The organism is Biomaibacter acetigenes (genome assembly GCF_003691585.1).
GTDB lineage: Bacteria > Bacillota > Thermosediminibacteria > Thermosediminibacterales > Tepidanaerobacteraceae > Biomaibacter > Biomaibacter acetigenes.
Genome location: NZ_CP033169.1, coordinates 651,312 through 670,484 on the forward strand (window position 1 = coordinate 651,312; position 19,173 = coordinate 670,484).

Genomic DNA, 19,173 nt, shown 5'->3' on the forward strand with positions numbered 1-19,173 from the left:
ATGAGTGAACTGGTAAGTATATCAAAAAAATTGCTTCTCGATTGCCTGGGGGCAAAACCCGGAGAAAAATACCTGGTACTGACCGATGAGCATAAAGAAGAACTGGCAGAGCATCTTTATGAAGCGGGAAAGGAATTAGGACTGACTTCCATGCTTTTTAAGATACCAGCCCTTTCAAAATCCGGTGAAGAACCGCCGAAAGCGGCGGCAGAGGCAATGAAAAATTCCGATGTGGTTATATGTATAACAGAGCATTCGTTAACCCATACCAGAGCTAAAAAAGATGCCGCTGCGGCGGGGGCAAGAATAGCCACCATGCCGGGGATTACAAAAGAGATGTTTCTGAGAGGCGCCATTACGGCGGACTACAGTGAAGTTGAAAAGTTGACCAAAAAAATTGCTGAAATTTTAACTCTTGGAAGCAGTGTTGTCATAGAGAAAGACGGTTATAGGCTGGAGATGAGCATTGAAGGAAGAAAAGGTATTGAGAGCACCGGCAGGTATCTGGAAAAAGGTCAATCGGGGAATTTGCCGTCAGGAGAAGCATATATTGCACCTGTTGAAGGTTCGGCTGACGGAAAAATTTTAGTTGATGGAAGTATTGTGGGCCTGGGAATGTTGAAGTCGCCCATTTTGCTTGAAATCAGAAAAGGGTTATTATTTGACGCCCAGGGAGACGGCGCAAAAGAATGGCTGGAAATGCTGGGGAGTTCCAATACCGCCAGAAATGTAGCGGAGTTTGGAATCGGGACAAATCCAAATGCCATATTGTCCGGAAATATATTGGAAGATGAAAAGATTTTGGGTACAATCCATGTGGCCTTTGGAAGCAACAATACATTTGGTGGTAAAGTCAGTGCGGGTGTGCACATGGATGCCGTAGTTCTGGAACCGACGGTTTATGTAGATAACCGGTTAATAATGGATAAAGGCAGGCTGGTTATATGAGGGCACAACTTAAAAGAGTGCACACCTGGCTCTCCAGGTTGTACCTATCATTTATCGTGTTTTTATTCTCATAAAAATAAAATAAAGATATAATTGAAATGTATGAGGTGAATAATAATGAAAAAGTTAGGTCTTTTAACCATAGGCCAGGCTCCAAGGGTAGATCTCGTTCCGGAAATCAAAACAGTTCTGGGAGAAGATGTAGAAATCATTGAAAGAGGGGCTCTTGACGGACTCACACTAAAAGAAGTAGAAGCCCTTTATCCCGGGCAGGATGACGAGGTCCTGGTTACCCGTATGGCCGATGATACTGAGGTAAAAGTGGCAGAAAGAGAAATCTTTCCCAGATTGAAAAATCAAATAAAAAAATTGGAGCTGGAAGGAATAAATACAATATTTCTGGCATGTACGGGGGAATTTCCCCCTTTTGATTCTGCTTCTCTTATCGTCCGACCTCAGAAAGTATTGCACCACGTGGTAAGTTCTGTGGCCGAAGGCCTGACGCTGGGAGTAATCATACCGGATGAACGTCAAGCAGTTTCGGCAATAAAGCGGTGGTCTACGGCGGCGGCAAAGGTGATTGTAGAACCGGGATCGCCTTACAAAGGGATAGGGAATGTAGAAAAAGCTGCAAAGTTACTGGCAAACTCAGGAGTTGATATTGTTGTTATGGACTGCATGGGATATACACTGCGGATGAAAGATGTAGTGTTGCGGCATGTTAAAAAACCAGTAATTCTGGCCCGTTCTATTGCAGCCAAAGTGGTAAGCGAATTATTGTAATTAAGCTTTATTTATACAGCTTTTATATCAATTCCTGTTTTAACAACTTCCGATTTAAGTTATGCTACAATTTTTTATAATATCTTGAGAAACAAAAAATGATCGTTAGCGGAGGATAAATATGAAAGAGGAGCTCAAACAGATTTCCAGAAATTGCTATATGCTTACAAATAAAGACAGTTGGGTAGAGATACATATTTATCTAAACCGTTCACTTTTTGAAGGTTTTGGAGAGGAAGAATCCATTCACCAACTTTATAATGCTTCCCTCTTGCCGGGAGTCGTAAGCCCCGTCGTCGGGATGCCGGACATTCATACGGGGTACGGCCTGCCAATAGGGGGTGTAATGGCCACCGATTACAAAAATGGTGTGGTGTCGGCAGGGGCTGTGGGAATGGATATAAACTGCGGGGTAAGGCTTCTTACCACAAAGATCTTAGCCGATGAAATGGATAAAAATAAGCTGACAAAAATTCTTGATGCCATTTCACGAAGGGTGCCTTCCGGTGTGGGAAAATCCAGCGTGTTAAAACATCTGAGGAAACCGCCTTTAGAAGCGATTGCTTCAGAAGGGGCGGGGTATTTTATTAAAATGGGCTTTGGGAGGAAAGAGGATATAGAACGGATAGAGGATGGAGGATGTATAAAGGGGGCCGACCCTTCCTGCGTCCCGGCCGCAGCCCGGAATAGGTCAGACCAGCTTGCGACCATAGGCGGGGGCAACCATTTTATTGAGATCGGCAAGGTGAGCAAGGTGTTTGACGAGGAAACAGCCTCCAAATTCGGCCTCTACCCCAAGCACCTTTATGTTTTAATACACACCGGCAGCCGCGGCTTCGGCCACCAGATCTGTACGGAATTTTCCCGCATCATGTGGGAGCACGCCGAAAAAAACGGTGCCAGGGCGCCCGTCAAGGGGCTTGCATGTGCACCGATTTTTTCCGAGGACGGCCAGAATTACTTAAAAGCCATGGCCTGTGCGGCCAATTATGCCTTTTCCAACAGGCAGCTCATCACCCATTTTGTCCGGGAGGCTTTCGTTGAGGCCCTGAAAAAGTCTGAAGCAGACATGGACCTTAACATACTCTACGATGTGGCACATAATATTGCCAAAAAAGAAAAGTACGGTGATAAATGGCTGCTGGTGCACCGAAAAGGCGCCACCAGAGCTCTGCCGGCGGGACACGGGGATAATCCTTTGCATTTCCTCAAAACCGGGCACCCGGCCATTATTCCGGGGAGCATGGGAACGGCATCCTATGTGGTAATCGGAACTCCGGAAATTGAAAGGACTTTCTGTTCTGTCAACCACGGAGCGGGAAGGGTTATGTCTCGAAAGAAGGCAAGGAGTGAATTTACAAAGGAGGATCTCCTGGAACAGGTGAAAAATGTAGTTATAACATCAAAGGATTTAGATGCGCTTTTGGACGAAGCGCCGATGGCGTATAAAGACATAGACGAAGTGGTTTTTACTCTGGTAGAAGCCGGGCTTACAAAACCCGTAGTGAAGCTGAGACCCATGGCAGTTTTAAAGGGAGAGGGAGAAGAAGCATAGCTAAGGGAATACCAGTAAAAAAACTCACATTTCGCACCTATAAAAATTCTTCTTAACTATTTTTTATGCAGCTTTTTTATTTTTTTAAATAAATAATGGGAAACATATCCAATAGATTAACCATATATGCCATAAACGCACTGTTTAAAAAGGACTTTCGCGAAGACACAAAGGTTGAACAACTAAAACAAAATATATAAGATTAGATAAAACCTCTGCCATTGCCGATACAGTACTAATAGAAATTGATGCAAAAGAAACTAAATACCACGTAGAATTTCAGACCTTAAATGACAAGACCATAGTAGTCCGCATGATAGATTATGGATTTAGAATAGCCATAGATAACCTGGACTATAACAAAATTCAAACAGACGAAGAAATGACAATAGAATTCCCTTCCCAAACCGTCATATTCTATGTAGCAAAGTATAGGTCTTAAACAGTCTTTACCGTCTTTTATATCAAGGTTAGTTAAAAGCATAAGCCCTTTTCTGGCATACCCTATGACAAACTTTTGGGAGTTGTTTTCAAAATAATTAAAGAACAGTACATTATACATACCCCTATCCATGGTGTAAATGCCCTTGGTCCCGTATTGCTTTTTTGAAAAAAACATGTTATTATTAAAATCGATTAAATTAGTATTTAGAGGGATAAATGAGGTATCACAAATGACTAAAGGGCAGGTTGAAGCGAAAATAAGCGAGGCAATAAGTAAATTTGAAATAGAGTTTATGGGAAGAGGTCCAAAACAAATAAGGACCATAATTATTCAAGACCTCATAATAGTAAGGCTAAAAGGGTTTTTAAGCCAGTCGGAACAAAAACTGGCTGAGAGTAGTCAGGGTATAGAATTAATAAAGAAACTACGAGCTACACTATTTGAAAATGCAAGAGAGTATCTTGAAACTCTGATTAAAGAAGTAATTGACGTTAATATAATAAGTACTCATTCTGATGTAAGTACAAAAACAGGTGAAAAGATAATTGTAATAACTGTTGATGAAAATTTAGAGGAAAAATTTAATAAATAACTTTGGAAGACCAAGCGAAGGGTTGTAAATACCAGTCGTAGTGTAAGCCAATATTTATTAACTTGAATCAAGTTAGTAAATATTGGCTTTTTTGTTTAGCTGCTTTTTCATAATATTATTCAGAAGGCTGAATACGATTGTAAAAAACCAGTCGCAGTTATAGAAAACATAAGTGCATATAAAAAGAAAGATAAGGAAGTGGGTTAAAATGGAAAAGGAATTATTGGAGAAGTTTATACTAACTGAAGAGTTAAAAGATATATTAAATAATAAGGACAAGAAGGTGGTAGTGCCGGATAGCAGGGGTGAATTATTAAAACTTGCATTGGGCAATGATGAAGAATGTAACGTTTTTGAGGTTGCTTACGATATACCAGGTAATGGTAGAGTTGTTGAGGCGACTGTTGCACGCTGTAAAAATGGTGCTGCGGTAAATTATACGGATATATACATGAGAAGAAGAGACCCGGACTGTATGGTCGTTGCTGATAAAGGAGAAACTGATAAGCCAAGATACCGTGATAGATATGGAGAGGACTTTTCTTCCTTAAGACAAATAACTTTTGAGTGGCTCAAGCAACAAGACCTTATAGTTATGCCGTTTATGGCAGGAGGAGAAGAACTTGGATATCCTGCTCTTCTTGTTGCACCTGATAATGCAGGTTTTTTTGCTGCTGGACTTGCAGATTTACAAGGATTTATTCCCAAACACAGGATTCCAGACGGATTTAAACCAAAAACCATTATATATCTTGCACCTCCGTTCAGACACACGCATTTTGATGGTAAGCAGGTAGTTGTCCATAACAGGCTAAATGATGTACACGAACTTTTTTCGTACAATCTGTACCCGGGACCGAGCGCTAAAAAAGGAATTTATGGGGTGCTGCTAAACATCGGTGAATCGGAGGGATGGGTAACTGTCCATGCTTCAACGGTAAGAGTTATAACACCGTATGAGAATATTATAACGATCATGCACGAAGGTGCCAGCGGCGGCGGAAAAAGTGAAATGATTGAGCAATTACACAAAGAACCGGACGGGAGAATACTGGTTGGGAAAAATTTAAAAACTGGCGAAAAGCTATTTCTTGAATTAAAAGAGACGTGTGAGCTTCAACCTGTAACTGATGATATGGCATTGTGCCATCCTTCTTTGCAAAATGGCAATAAAAAACTGGTCGTTAAGGATGCAGAACAGGGATGGTTTTTGAGAATAAATCATATTACAAAATATGGTACTGACCCTTATTACGAGAAGCTTACCATTCACCCGAAAGAACCTTTAATATTTTTAAATCTTGACGGCGTACCCGGCTCAACATGCCTGATTTGGGAACATACTATGGATGAACCGGGGAAACCCTGTCCTAATCCAAGGGTTATAATGCCGAGGCGATTTATCCCTGACGTAGTTGATGAACCTGTAGAAATTGATGTAAGAAGTTTTGGGGTCAGGACTCCTCCATGCACAAAAGAAAAGCCAACTTACGGCATTTTAGGATTGTTTCATATCCTGCCGCCTGCCCTTGCGTGGTTGTGGCGGTTAGTAGCACCAAGGGGACATGATAACCCGAGTATCACAGACACTGTTGGAATGAGCAGTGAAGGTGTTGGTTCTTATTGGCCGTTTGCAACCGGAAAAATGGTTGACCAGGCAAATCTTTTATTAAGGCAGGTTATCCACACAACTAATACAAGGTATATACTTGTTCCAAATCAGCATATTGGAGCTTATAAAGTTGGATTTATGCCGCAATGGATTGCAAGGGAATATCTGGCACGGCGCGGAAGTGCCAGATTCAAGCCGGAACAGTTAGTTGAATCAAGGTGTGCGCTTTTAGGATATTCGTTAGAAACCATTAAGGTAGATGGAACGTATTTACCTAAAGGCTTTTTAGAGGTTAATCATCAACCGGAGGTAGGTAATGAAGGTTATGATGCCGGAGCAAAAATATTAAATAATTTTTTCAAAAGAGAGCTTGCAAAATTTGTGTCACCTGACTTAGACCCATTAGGCAAAAAAATTATTGAATGCTGCATTTGCGACGGTACACTTAAAGATTATTTGGAACTTATTCCCATGAAATTGTAGATTAAGTTGAAAAGACTGAAAAGTAGCATATATAACAATTGCATAATAAAAAAACGTGAAATGCAGGACTTGTAGCAAGGAATACCAGTTCAGAATGGGAGAAGGAACTAAAAGCTTTTTGACTGATGTCATTACCTTTGAGTTTGAACATATAGACGCTGATATATTATGTGATTTAGAGTCGGAGGGGTACGCTGTGTATCCCTCTGGCAAAACATTAAAAAAATTAAAGATAAATATGAACAAAAATCGTTATTGTCAGATGCCGACGATATGGTGCATGGTAAATATACCTTTGAAAGAGGGGAGTGAAATATAATGGATTGTGAAAATAAAATCAGATGTTTGTCTAATAAAGTGGGAATAATAATGGGAAGCGATTCGGATTTTCCTGTTATGAAGGAAGCTGCTAAAATACTTAAAGAATTTGGGATTGATTATGAGATAAATATTGTGTCGGCACACAGGACGCCGGATAATATGTATAATTAAATAAGAAAAATAATAAGAAAGAAATGCTTTCAAAAGATTTTTTAAGAATTTGGTGGAATGAATGGATTTTTAAAGTTTTAAAAATGTTGCAATGATAGGGATAGTAGCGTATAATACTTATTATAAGACTTATAATAAGTTTGAGAGGAGGACAATAATGAAAAGACATAAGGGGTTAGTTCTGTTTGTGGTTGTATTGCTGGCTGTAAGTGCACTGCTCGCCGGCTGCGGTGGGAATTCCGCTAAAAATCAGGGCGGCTCGGATGCGAAAAATGAGTCGCAGCCCGTCACCATCAATGTTCTTTCCAGCGATGATTTTGCGGGGTTCAGGAAAAGTGTTATTCCGGAATTTGAAGCAAAATATCCCAACATCAAAGTGAATTTTATGTCGGTAGGCTATGATTCGCTGCATCAAAAGGAAGTTACCGCTCTGGAATCCGGCGGAGATACATACGACGTGATAGATGTGGATTGTATCTGGACTCCGGAGTATGTGACCAAAGGCTATATTATCCCGGTGAATGACAGGATAACCCAGGAAATGAAAGATGACATAGTGCCTGCAGCGCTGGATATTCTCAAATATAAAGACAATTATTACGGTCTTCCCATGTTCAATGATGTGCTGTTCTTTTACTATAATGAAGATCTGTTGAAGCAGGCCGGTATAAATGAACCTCCGAAAACCTGGGATGAGTTGATACAGCAGACGAACTTGATGAAGCAAAAAGGGCTGATCGATTACGGCATGGTATGGGGATGGGCCCAGGCGGAAGGATTGATCTGCTATTATACGGCGCTGGCGCACAGCTTTGGTGGAGATCTGGTAGACAGTTCCGGCAAACCTGCAGTCAATACGCCGCAAAATGTCAAGGCGCTGCAATTCATGGTGGATTCCATCGCCAACAAGGTTGTGGACCCTGCCTCTATAACTTACGACGACAGGCAAATGTTGAACGTTTTCAGCCAGGGCAGGGTACCGTTCGGCATGAACTGGTCTTTTGCCTGGAGCGTGTTTAATGACAGCAATCAATCAAAAGTTGTGAACAAAATAAAAGTGGGTCTTGCACCGGCCGGGACTCCCGAAGTAAAAAGCGCCACATGCGCCGGATCCATGGGTCTTGCCGTAACGTCCACATCGAAACATGCGGACGAAGCATGGAAATTCATAGAGTTTCTTGCCGGCAAGGACATACAAAAGAAACAGGCAATAACCGCTGGAGCACTCCCCATATGGAAATCCCTGTATGAGGATAAAGAGCTTCAGGAACAGCACCCTGCTTTGAAGGAAATGTCGGCTCAATTGGATACGGCTTACAACAGGCCGTCAATAGTCTGGTACAACGAGTTTTCCAATGCTCTTCAGGTCGAGATACAGAACGCCTTGAATAAATCAAAAACACCACAGCAGGCACTTGATGACGCTCAGAAAAAAATCGATGAGATAATGAATAATTACGGCGGAAAATATTAAAAAACAGGGGCCGGATTTTAATAAAGTCCGGCCCTTAAAAAAAGCTTGTAAAGCGGGGTATTACGTTGAGAGCAAAAACCTATCGGGAAAATAAAACGGCATATTTTTTCATATTGCCTGCTATGCTGTTCATAATCGGAATTATAATTTTTCCGCTTTTATATTCCGTGTATATCAGTTTTTTTGATTTTAATATTTTTACCAAACATCCGCCCTTCATCGGTTTAAAGAACTATATAGATATTTTCAAAAGCGACTACTTCTGGTACTCCATAGGCAGGACCGCTTATTTTACCGTGATATCTGTGGGGTTGGAACTTGTTCTCGGATTCCTTGTGGCGTTGCTGTTAAACCAGGAGTTTAAAGGCCGAAGCCTTGCCAGAACGCTTCTGATATTGCCGTGGGCTCTGCCTACCGTTGTCAACGGGGTTCTGTGGACCTGGATATATGACCCCAATTACGGAGCATTGAATGCTCTTTTGAAAAGTCTTGGCATAATATCCCAGTATAAAAACTGGCTCGGCACTGCTTTTAGCGCCATGAACGCCGTCATTGTGGCCGATGTATGGAAAAACACCTCCTTTATTGCAATGGTTCTCCTTGCTGCCATGCAGAACATTCCAAAAGACTATTACGAAGCGGCCATAATCGATGGAGCAAGCAGGTTGAAGAACGTCTTTTACATTACTTTGCCGCTTTTACGGCCTGCAATTCTGGTGGCCGTCGTCATTCGAACGATGGAAGCCTTTAAAGTGTTTGATATCATATACATCATGACAAAGGGCGGTCCGGCCAACGGCACTCAGGTCATATCATATTACACTTACATTAACTCCTTTCAATATTCAAAATACGGCTATGGAGCTGCCCTATCCTATATTGTATCCCTGGTGATACTCATATTTGCACTGTTCTATATAAAGATTCTGTATAAAAAATCCTGAAGCGTCAAAAGGACGGTGGCTTATGAAAAGAAAACCGCTGGATGAGTTTTTTTTATACTTTTTTGTGTTTTTGTTTGCATTGATAATCCTCGCCCCCTTTTACTGGCTTGTAGTATCGGCATTTTCATCAAAGGCCGAACTTCTGTCGGTTCCTATACACTGGTTTCCAGAGAAAATCTATCTTGGAAATATCACAAAGATATTTCAGGGGGGGCTTAATATAAGCGGTGGAGAAGTTCCACCTTTTGGGACGGCCGTTAAAAACAGCATTATAGTTGCCGGAGTCACTACTCTGATTTGCATAACCGTAGGCAGCCTTGCGGCTTATGCTTTTGGCAGAATGAGTTTTTTCCTTTCAAACCAGCTTTTTATTGCCATCATTGCATTAAGAATGCTGCCGGAAATAGTTACGGTAGTCCCGCTATATATAATAATGAAGAAATTGGGTTTAAACAATACGCTCCTTGGATTGATCCTGGTATATACTTCTTTTACCCTTCCTTTTGTCATCTGGATGATGGAAAGCTATTTTGAAGCAATACCGGTTGAATTGGAAGATGCGGCCTCCATAGACGGTTTGAGCAGATTGGGCATTTTCTTCAAAATCATTATGCCTCTTTCCCTGCCGGGATTGATTACAACGGCAATTTTTACGCTGCTTACGGCATGGGACGAGTTCCTGTTTGCGCTGATTATGACATCTACATATCAGGCAAAAACATTGACTGTGGCAATTTCAGAGTTTACTACAAGGCACATGATCGATTACGGGCTCATGATGACGGGCGGGCTGCTTTCGGCTTTACCTCCGCTGCTCGTTGCACTGGCGCTGCAAAAATATATTGTAAGCGGCCTCACATCGGGGGCCATAAAAGGATGACGGCTTATCAACGAATCGGTAAGGAGAAAGTGATATGACATTTAGCATAAAAAATACTCTTGAATTGAGAAAAGCCAATACAAAACTTGTAATAAATCGTTTCAGGCAGCAGCCTTTTGAGACGAAAAAAGGAATAGCTGAGAGTCTGAATCTGAGTTTTGCCACCGCTTCAAATATTTGTAATTATTTATTGGAAAGAAATATCATTGAAACGGATAAGATGCTTGAGTCGGAAGGGGGAAGAGTCCCCACTGCTTTCAGGATAAAAAACGATTCCTGGCTTTCCATCGGGATAGATTTGACGGTAAGCGGTCATGTGTCTGTGGGAGCAATTAATCTAAAAAATGACATCATTTTTACCAGAAAGGTTTTATATGATAAAAAAAGCGATATAAATGCTATTCTTAATATGGTCCGGAATGTGGTGGAAGAAGTAAAGCATAAATATCCCGTTTCTATAATTCCAGGGATAGGCGTTGCAATTCCCGGCATATACGACAAAAAGAGCGGTAAAGTTTTGAACTCGACCATCCCTCTTTTTGAAGAAGTTGAGCTCAAAGAAGAAGCCGGTAAAATTTTTGGGTTTAATTGCCATATCGAGAATGAATCCAACCTGCTGGCTAAAGCCGCCCAGCAGATTAATCATGGCCGCGGCGAAAGCAATTCGGATTTAATTTATATATTTGTAGGCGAAGGTCTTGGCGTTGGAATAATTTCGAACGACAGATTATTGACCGGAAGCAGGGGGATGGGTGCGGAAATAGGCCACATGCCTCTGGGAGACAGAAAATTTAAATGCGGCTGCGGCAATGAAGGTTGCATTGAGCAGGAGCTGAGCTTCAAGGGTTTTTTAAGGTATTTTTATGGAGAAAGGGAAGAATTTACGCAGGAGGATTGGGCGCGTTTTGTATGCGAAGTAAAAGCCGGAAATAAAAGAGCGCTGGAAGTAGTGGAGCATGAGGGTATGCTGCTCGGAAAGGTTATATCTATTCTGGCAAACATATTCGACCCTTCTATCGTCTATATCGGGGGCATTATTGATGATATATATGATTATATATATCCTTTCGCCAATTCCGAGATGAAGAAGAGAACATTGATGAACAATTATAGAAATATAGAGATTGCCAGAACCATTGACAAAAACAATTTAATTTTTATAGGGTGCAATCAGCTTGTTTTTGAAAACTGGGATATCGACTGATTTATATTGGGGACGTTCCTCCGCCTCCCCCGGCTGACTGCCCTGGAAAAGGAGGTGCGTCCCCTAACATTAAAAAGGAGGAGTATATGCCGTATACAAAAGTTGAAATAATCGAATCAATTGAACAAAATAAAAATAAGCTTGGCCATAGAAAAATTACGGTGGGATTTGACGGATATGTCGACGAAATTGTAAGGCCGGTGAAGCTCAAGGAAAACAATGAAACAATTTTTTTCAAGACGATTGAAGAATTTGCCCAAAAAATTTTAGCTTCCGCAAAAAGCGCCTGTGATATAGAAATAATATCCCAGGCTGTCAAGATCGGCGGCAATGCGCCGATTATGGCCAATGCGCTGAGCACTTTGGGTGTCAGAACCTTTGCCGTCGGAGCCTTTGGATATCCCGAAGTGGAAGATTGTTTCAAACAACTTGACAGCGGCATAAAGATATATTCAATGGCAAATCCGGGATATTCGACCGCATTTGAGTTTCAGGACGGCAAAATAATGTTTGGAAAAAATGAGAACCTTAATGAGGTTACCTGGGACCGTATAAAAAATATTCTAGGAAAAGACTTATTAAAAAAATTAATCTCGGATAGTTTTATTCTGGCAGTAACCAACTGGAGTTCTTTATACGGATTGAACGATATACTGAAAGGCATAATATCCGAGCTTAGCGGTATTGTATCAGACGGCGGCCGTTTGTCAAAATATGTTTTTTTTGACATCGCCGATCCGTCCCGGAGAAGCACGGATGATATTGTTGAAAGCTTAAATCTGATGGCCGGTTTCAAAAAATATTTTAAGACTGTATTTTCATTCAATGAAAATGAAGCAAGGATAATAAATCGATGCTTTTTTGAGGATAGCGGAGACATGGTTAAAATTGCCGAAAATATATTCGATGTCTTAAAACCTGATTTGCTGGTGATTCATCCGAACAAATACGCATTGTTGTTCGATGATAAAAACATTATAAAAGTTGATGATTTCAATGTGGAAAATCCTGTGATTTCGACAGGAGGAGGAGATAATTTCAATGCCGGTTTTTGCGCCGGTTTGATCATGGCCCTTCCGCCGGAGAAATGTGTGTATATCGGCCGGGCGTGTGCTTCCTTTTATATCAAAAATGGCAGCAGTCCGTCCCTTAAGCAATTGATTGAGTATATTAAAAACAAATGAAAGGTGAATGAAAATGAACGAATATTTGAGAGATGTATTAAACCAGTCTAAAGATATTGCAAAGGCAGTAAATTATTACTTCAATGAAGAAAATATTGAAAAGCTCACTCGGATTCAAAATTTGATTTTTGATAATGTGATTTTCACCGGTATGGGAAGTTCACATTATTGCGCCTGCAGCGCTTCGACATATTTGAACAATAATGGAGTAAAAAGCCGTGTCATATCGGCCGGCGAACTGCTGCATTATGAGTACAATTCCATTGGTAAAAGTACTCTGGTTATTGCGATATCGCAATCGGGCGAAAGTGCCGAAATTGTCCGATTAATTGACAGGATAGGAAAAAACGTAAAAGTCGTCGGAATAACAAACAATGAGAAAAGCCCCCTTGCGAATAGAGCAGACATTCTTTTGAATCTTAACGTAAAGCCCGAAAAGTCTGTTTCAACCCGCACATATATTTCCAGTATAATTTTATGCTTGCTGGTATCGTGCTCAATTCTCAAAAAGTTAAATGATGAAACCAGAGATTATTTTATACGCGCGGTCGAAAGCATCGATAATGCTATTAAAATGTGTGAAGAAAACAAAGACAGATTGCTGGAGTTTTTAGACGGTGTAAATTATATTACACTTCTTGCCAGGGGCTACAATATTGGGACAGCTTATGCAGGAGCCCTGTTTATTCAGGAACTTTCAAAGTTTCCGGCATACGGCATGGATGCGGCGGAATTCCGACACGGCCCCCTGGAAATCGTGGATGACAGTTTCAGAGGCATTATTGTGTCGCCTTCGGGATTGACTTGCGATTTAAATGTAAAATTGGCGAAAGATATTTCTAGCTATGGCGGCAGAATAATCCTCCTCTCAGATGGCGAAGAGAGTTTCGAGGAAGATAATATTATAAACATAAAAATGGACTTTTGCGATGAGCATTTAACACCCATTTTTTACATACTTCCAATTCAGTATCTTGATAATCTTATCGCCGAAAAAAAGGGTTTAAAAGTCGGAGAATTTCGATGGGGAGAAAAGGTGACGAGAGAAGAATAAGCACAAAAAACCGACAAACACTAACGTCGAAAAAACAGGGCATTTGAATTGCATTAAGATCATTTTTTACATCTCCGGCAGGAATTGCCGAGTATATGTAGAATATAAATATAGAAAAAATGAATATTGAGGATGCTAGGGGAGCTTCATATGAGGCTGAGAGGGGATTAAATTTCCGACCCTTGAACCTGTCAGGATAATACCTGCGTAGGAAAGCGTAATAGTGCCTTACACAGGACACTTTTATTTTTTAAATTCGCCCACCTATTCAGGTGGGCTTAAATTTTGGAGGTGGTATAATGAAACTGGCGCTTACAATTGCCGGTTCCGACTCCGGCGGAGGAGCAGGCATACAGGCAGATTTAAAGACCTTTTCAGCCCACGGGGTATTCGGCATGAGCGTCATCACATCGGTGACAGCCCAGAATACCATGGGCGTGCTTGGAATAGAGGATATAAGTCCTGAAATGGTCCTGCTCCAGATGAAGGCTGTCTTTGAGGACCTCTATCCCGATGCTGTAAAGATCGGCATGGTCTCCAACGGGGAGATAATAAGGGCTATTACAGAGGGGCTTAAAAAATACGAGCCCGAAGGGGTGGTTTTAGACCCGGTTATGATATCAAAGAGCGGGAGCCATCTATTAAAACCTGAAGCCATGGAGGCTTTAAAGAAAGAACTCATACCTTTGAGTCTTGTGGTTACACCAAACCTCATGGAAGCAGAGGCATTAAGCGGTATAAAGATTAAAGGCAAAGAGTGCATGAGGGATGCTGCGAAAAGGATACTGGCTCTGGGAGCCAAAACAGTAGTGATTAAAGGTGGTCATCTTGCAGGAGATGCTTTGGATATTTTCTACGATGGAAAAGATTTTTACGAAATGGCATCAGAAAGGATAGTAACCCAAAATACCCATGGCACCGGATGCACTTTTTCTTCTGCCATTGCAGCCAACCTGGCCCTGGGATATACCCTTTTAGAGTCCGTAAAGAGGGCTAAGGAATACATTACCGGGGCTATAAGATATTCACTGGATATTGGGCATGGCGTTGGCCCCACCAATCATTTCTGGAATTGTCGGAAATATTCTTCAGCGCACTGTCCGGCAAATAATGTAAGGGGGCATATGTATGGATTTAAGACTTTATGCGGTCACTGACCGCTCATATTTAGATGGTATAGACCTCATCGATGCCGTAGAGCAGGCGGTAAGAGGAGGTATTACCATCATACAATTAAGGGAAAAGGAAATTTCCAGCAGAGAATTTTACGAGTTGGCGCTCAGGGTCAAGAAGGTCACCAGACGCAAGAATATTCCTCTCATAATTAACGACAGGGTGGACATAGCTCTGGCTGTGGATGCCGATGGGGTGCATATAGGACAGGAAGACCTTCCGGCCGAGGTGGTACGGAGGCTTATCGGACCGGGTAAAATACTTGGGGTATCAGCAGGAACCGTTGAGGAAGCCATAAAGGCTCAGAAGGATGGAGCGGACTACCTCGGCGTAGGAGCGGCATATCCTACACCAACCAAGCCTGAGTCTTGCGCCATAGGTATCGAAGGGATAAAGAAAATCAAAGAGGCCATCGGCATCCCCGTGGTGGCTATTGGCGGGATAACGCGGGAAAATGCCTATGAGGTTATGTTAAAGACAGGTGTAGACGGTATTTCTTCCGTATCTGCCGTATTTGCCGGAGATGTTGAGGAAAACTCCAGGCAGCTATTAGAGAGCATAAATAAGGCCATAGCTGATAGGTCGTAACTGTTTTTTCAAAGTTAGAGTTTTTGACGGTCAAATAAAGGCGGGAGCATTGCAGCTCCTGCTTTTTAAATTGAATCGAGACTTTGTCAAATCAAACTCTTATTATAATTATTTACAATTTAACATATTAATTAGTTAATTAAAGAAAATTAAAAATATAGCAAAAAAATGCTGTCTTTTAAGGGAATTTTAAGAAGGAAAATAACTAAAGAAATTGAATATATATAAACAAAAGCAAAAGTAACAAATAATCAATACTTTTAAAGAAAAAAATTAAGGGAAACTACTAACAGTTTCCCTTAATTAACTAATTGGGGGTCTTTAGGGCATTAAAGAATTAGATTTAAAAAGCGGTTTAGGAGGCGTATTGTTTAAATGGTAATAATAAATGGAGAAAATTTAACTATTGAAGATGTTGCAAGAATAGCAGTTAAAGGCGAAGCGGTGGGACTTTCGCCCGGATCCATTGAAAGAATCAATCGTTCACGAGAATACGTGGAAGGCATTATAAAAAAAGGGGAAATTGTATATGGCGTTACAACAGGATTTGGTAAATTTTGCAATGTAATCATCTCTTCTGAAGACACCAGGAAGCTGCAGATAAACCTGATAAGAAGCCATTCGGTAGGTGTTGGGGAATATTTTCCCGAAGAAATAGTAAGAGCGATGATGCTTCTTAGGATTAATGCACTTGCAAAAGGGTATTCTGGAATAAGGCTCTCAACCATAGAGACTTTAATTGATATGTTAAACAAGGGAGTTACGCCGCTGGTGCCCTGCCAAGGGTCTCTGGGAGCCAGCGGGGATCTTGTTCCCCTTGCGCATATAGCCCTGGTAATGATGGGTGAAGGCGAGGCTGTCTTTAATAGCAAAATATTGCCCGGGAAAATTGCTCTTGAACTGGCGGGCATCAAACCCGTTGTCTTGGAGGCAAAGGAGGGACTTGCTCTTATAAATGGCACCCAAGCTATGTCGGCGGTAGGAAGCCTTGCACTTGCCGGGGCGCAAAATTTATCCAAGGTGGCCGACATCAGCGGAGTGTTGAGTTTTGAAGCGTTAAACGGCATTATTGACGCTTTTGATGAAAAAGTACAAGCGATAAGGCCTCACCCGGGCCAAAATTCATGTGCCAGGAATTTTATGATTTTGCTCGAAGGGAGCAGACTTATAACCCGACAGGGGCAGCTAAAAGTACAGGATGCCTATGCATTAAGGTGTATGCCTCAGGTACACGGCGCAATAAAAGATGCCATCAAACATATAAGAAAGGTCCTCGAAATAGAGATAAATTCTGCTACGGATAATCCTTTAATTTTTTCAAATGAAGAAAAGGTAATTTCTGGAGGTAATTTCCATGGAGAACCTGTAGCAATAAACATGGATTATCTGAGCATAGCCGTTTCGGAATTAGCAAATATCTCGGAGCGCCGTATAGAACGACTGGTAAACCCATATCTTAATGAAGGTTTGCCGCCATTTTTAATTGAAAATGGTGGGTTAAATTCAGGACTCATGATAAGCCAGTATACGGCTGCGGCCATTGTATCGGAAAACAAGACACTGTCGGCGCCTGCCAGTGTCGACTCTATTCCTTCTTCGGCAAACCAGGAAGACCATGTTAGTATGGGTACCATTGCGGCCCGCAAGGCGATGAAAGTAGTTGAAAATACCGTAAATGTATTGGCCATCGAGCTTTTATGTGCTGCTCAGGCAATGGATTTTAGGATTCAAAAGACAGGTCTTGACAAAGCTCTTGGAAAAGGGACATTAGCGGCTTATGAAGCCGTGAGGGAAAAAGTGCCAACAATTGTTGCAGACAGGCCGCTGAGTGATGATGTCAGAATTCTTGCGGGACTTATTAAAAGCGGTGAACTGGTTAGACGGGTTGAAAAGGTGGTGGGAACGCTGGAGTAATTTAAATGTCCGTTGACAAACAACAAGTTTATGTTTATTTTTGAATGAGGGAGGAATAAAAATGGCAAGACTTTACGAGTATGAACTGGCAAAATCCGCCGACATATTGATGAGGGAGATGTTTAACCATAGTAATCACGGCGGACACCGAGTCCGATGAACGCGTTGGCGCAAAACTCACCGGAAATGTTCTGGAAGACGAGAGGGTCTGGGGTTCTACTGAATGGGGCCTCGGCTACTTGAGCCCGATAGACGCTCCACCCGATGGGATAAAGGCCAAATCCCACTGTGACGGAATCTGCATGAATTCCACTGTCTGGCTGGATGAGGTAAAGATCCTGGATAACGGCATAGTTGTCCATCCGGAACTCGCATCTATGATAAGAAAGCTGGGGAGATAATATGAAAAAGATAAAGGTGATTGTGCCGGTAACAACCTCTTTATGGAATGATTCAATTCGGCAGGTTTTTGAAAGATACAAAAACTTGGATACAGTAATAGAGATTACCAATTTGAATGCTGGTTCCGAAGCTATAGAGCAGCACTATGATGAAGTATGGTCGGAACTTCCGACACTTAAAGAGGCTGAAAAAGCTCAAGATCAGGGTTATGACGGTGTAATAATTTACTGTTTTAACGACCCGGCAGTAAGAGCGGCAAAGGAGAAGTTAAACATTCCGGTAGTTGGATTAATGGAAGCGGCAATCAACTTTGCCTTGATGCTTGGAAGAAAGTTTTCTATAATAACAACGACTAAAAGAGGAATTGCAGCAACAGAAGATCATTTGAGAATGTATGATTTTTATGAAAGGTGTGCTTCAATAAGGGCTGTAAACATGGAAGTCCTTGATTTAAATGACAGATGCAGGCTAGAAGAAGCGGCTTTAATTGCCAGCAAAGATGCGGTTGAAGTCGATGGTGCTGATGTTCTTATTTTCGGTTGCGGAAGTATGTTAGGTATAAGTGAAAATATTTACCGGAGTTTAGGGGTACCTGTTATAGAACCCGGAGTTGCTGCGTTAAAATTATGCGAGGACTTTATAGAAATGAAAACACATCACAGCAAGAAGGCCTTTCCATTTCCTGATAAAAAAATTAGACACACAAGTTAAGAAGGTGGTGGCCAGAATGAAAAAAAAGATACTTGTAATAAACCCAGTGGCAACAAGTGAATGGAATGAGTCGGATGCCGAATACCTGAGAAAGGCGGCCTCAAGCGACACATTAGTAGAGTTAGTCAATATCGAAAGGGGACCTACCACAATTGAATCTTTTTACGATGAAAATTTTGCGATACCTGCCATACTGGAAGTAGTCAAAGAAAATAAAAACTCCTTCGATGGCATAATGATAAACTGTTTTGCTGACCCAGGAATTAATGGAGCTAAAGAAATCTGCAATATACCTGTTACGGGTCCTGGCGAAAGTTCGATGTTAATGGCAACATTGCTTGGGAATAAATTTTCTGTAGTTTCTGTCAAGAAAAACGTTGTTCCCATGTTTGAAATAAAAGCCAGGGCCATTGGCTTAACAAAGAAGCTGGCATCAATAGAATATATAAATATATCTGTTAGTGAATTGGAAAGAGATAGAACAAAAACAGTAAATGAGGTAGTTAAATCCATTGAAAAAGCAGTTAAAGAAAAATGTGCAGAAGTAATAATTTTAGGCTGTACTGGCATGTTGTCATTATACACAGAAGTGGTAAGAAGAGTAAATGTTCCAGTTATTGAGCCTGCTGCTACTGCTTTGAAAACGTTAGAAATGCTAATTGATTTAAGACTTAATCATAGCAAGATAGGTTTATATACTTACCCGGTATTTGATAAAATAAAAGGCTATTAATT

Annotated in this window: 18 protein-coding genes, 1 pseudogene and 1 riboswitch; of the genes and pseudogenes, 18 read left to right on the forward strand and 1 reads right to left on the reverse strand. The window is 41.3% G+C overall.

Annotated features, from left to right (window positions below):
- The 3 genes from D2962_RS03175 to D2962_RS03185 all read left to right on the forward strand — a co-directional run bounded on the left by D2962_RS03175 (nt 1) and on the right by D2962_RS03185 (nt 3,286).
- Nucleotides 1–948 (forward strand): aminopeptidase, encoded by a 948-nt coding sequence (locus D2962_RS03175; protein ID WP_122014127.1) that lies wholly within the window; start codon nt 1–3, stop codon nt 946–948.
- Nucleotides 949–1,065: 117 nt separating this feature from the next.
- Nucleotides 1,066–1,731: an AroM family protein gene (locus tag D2962_RS03180; protein ID WP_122014128.1), complete on the forward strand. Its 666-nt coding sequence runs from the start codon at nt 1,066–1,068 to the stop codon at nt 1,729–1,731.
- A gap of 121 nt (nt 1,732–1,852) precedes the next feature.
- Nucleotides 1,853–3,286: an RtcB family protein gene (locus tag D2962_RS03185; RefSeq protein WP_120767912.1), complete on the forward strand. Its 1,434-nt coding sequence runs from the start codon at nt 1,853–1,855 to the stop codon at nt 3,284–3,286.
- 286 nt (nt 3,287–3,572) lie between these two features.
- On the opposite strand, the gene D2962_RS03190 is transcribed toward D2962_RS03185, so the two are convergent.
- Nucleotides 3,573–3,848: a hypothetical protein gene (locus tag D2962_RS03190; protein WP_162991082.1), complete on the reverse strand. Its 276-nt coding sequence runs from the start codon at nt 3,846–3,848 to the stop codon at nt 3,573–3,575.
- Nucleotides 3,849–3,960: 112 nt separating this feature from the next.
- Between D2962_RS03190 and D2962_RS03195 the strand changes: the two genes are divergently transcribed.
- The 15 genes and pseudogenes from D2962_RS03195 (at nt 3,961) to D2962_RS03270 (ending at nt 19,171) form a co-directional block, all read left to right on the forward strand.
- Nucleotides 3,961–4,323: a Na-translocating system protein MpsC family protein gene (locus tag D2962_RS03195; RefSeq protein WP_120767914.1), complete on the forward strand. Its 363-nt coding sequence runs from the start codon at nt 3,961–3,963 to the stop codon at nt 4,321–4,323.
- Between the two features lie 208 nt (nt 4,324–4,531).
- Nucleotides 4,532–6,418: a DUF4914 family protein gene (locus tag D2962_RS03200; RefSeq protein ID WP_120767916.1), complete on the forward strand. Its 1,887-nt coding sequence runs from the start codon at nt 4,532–4,534 to the stop codon at nt 6,416–6,418.
- A 318-nt stretch (nt 6,419–6,736) separates the two neighbouring features.
- Nucleotides 6,737–6,904: pseudogene (locus D2962_RS03210) on the forward strand (AIR carboxylase family protein); the annotation flags it as partial.
- A 163-nt stretch (nt 6,905–7,067) separates the two neighbouring features.
- Entirely contained in the window at nt 7,068–8,384 is a 1,317-nt protein-coding gene (locus D2962_RS03215; protein WP_162991083.1) for an ABC transporter substrate-binding protein, read from the forward strand.
- 65 nt (nt 8,385–8,449) lie between these two features.
- Nucleotides 8,450–9,328, forward strand: coding sequence for a carbohydrate ABC transporter permease (locus tag D2962_RS03220; RefSeq protein WP_120767920.1), 879 nt, complete (start codon nt 8,450–8,452; stop codon nt 9,326–9,328).
- Nucleotides 9,329–9,350: 22 nt separating this feature from the next.
- Nucleotides 9,351–10,208, forward strand: a complete 858-nt coding sequence (locus D2962_RS03225) for a carbohydrate ABC transporter permease (protein WP_120767922.1) — start codon at nt 9,351–9,353, stop codon at nt 10,206–10,208.
- Nucleotides 10,209–10,242: 34 nt separating this feature from the next.
- Nucleotides 10,243–11,412, forward strand: coding sequence for an ROK family protein (locus tag D2962_RS03230; protein ID WP_120767924.1), 1,170 nt, complete (start codon nt 10,243–10,245; stop codon nt 11,410–11,412).
- A gap of 86 nt (nt 11,413–11,498) precedes the next feature.
- The gene (locus D2962_RS03235) at nt 11,499–12,596 is read left to right on the forward strand and encodes a PfkB family carbohydrate kinase (protein WP_120767926.1); all 1,098 of its coding nucleotides are present in this window, start codon (nt 11,499–11,501) and stop codon (nt 12,594–12,596) included.
- A 13-nt stretch (nt 12,597–12,609) separates the two neighbouring features.
- Nucleotides 12,610–13,650, forward strand: coding sequence for an SIS domain-containing protein (locus D2962_RS03240; protein WP_162991084.1), 1,041 nt, complete (start codon nt 12,610–12,612; stop codon nt 13,648–13,650).
- Nucleotides 13,651–13,777: 127 nt separating this feature from the next.
- A riboswitch (TPP riboswitch) is annotated at nt 13,778–13,881 on the forward strand.
- 68 nt (nt 13,882–13,949) lie between these two features.
- Complete coding sequence (gene thiD / locus D2962_RS03245) at nt 13,950–14,807, forward strand: bifunctional hydroxymethylpyrimidine kinase/phosphomethylpyrimidine kinase (RefSeq protein WP_120767931.1); 858 nt, start codon at nt 13,950–13,952, stop codon at nt 14,805–14,807.
- Entirely contained in the window at nt 14,779–15,411 is a 633-nt protein-coding gene (thiE, locus tag D2962_RS03250) for a thiamine phosphate synthase (protein ID WP_120767933.1), read from the forward strand. The genes thiD and thiE overlap by 29 nt, the downstream gene beginning before the upstream one ends.
- 375 nt (nt 15,412–15,786) lie before the next feature.
- Complete coding sequence (hutH, locus tag D2962_RS03255; RefSeq protein ID WP_120767935.1) at nt 15,787–17,325, forward strand: histidine ammonia-lyase; 1,539 nt, start codon at nt 15,787–15,789, stop codon at nt 17,323–17,325.
- A gap of 239 nt (nt 17,326–17,564) precedes the next feature.
- Nucleotides 17,565–17,726 carry a hypothetical protein gene (locus D2962_RS03260; protein ID WP_222927658.1) on the forward strand — a complete coding sequence of 54 codons (162 nt, stop codon included), beginning with the start codon at nt 17,565–17,567 and terminating at the stop codon, nt 17,724–17,726.
- A 1-nt stretch (nt 17,727) separates the two neighbouring features.
- A complete protein-coding gene (locus tag D2962_RS03265; protein WP_120767937.1) occupies nt 17,728–18,438 on the forward strand; it encodes an aspartate/glutamate racemase family protein in 711 nt (236 codons plus the stop codon).
- A 16-nt stretch (nt 18,439–18,454) separates the two neighbouring features.
- Nucleotides 18,455–19,171, forward strand: a complete 717-nt coding sequence (locus D2962_RS03270; RefSeq protein ID WP_120767939.1) for an aspartate/glutamate racemase family protein — start codon at nt 18,455–18,457, stop codon at nt 19,169–19,171.
- Nucleotides 19,172–19,173 lie beyond the last annotated feature (2 nt).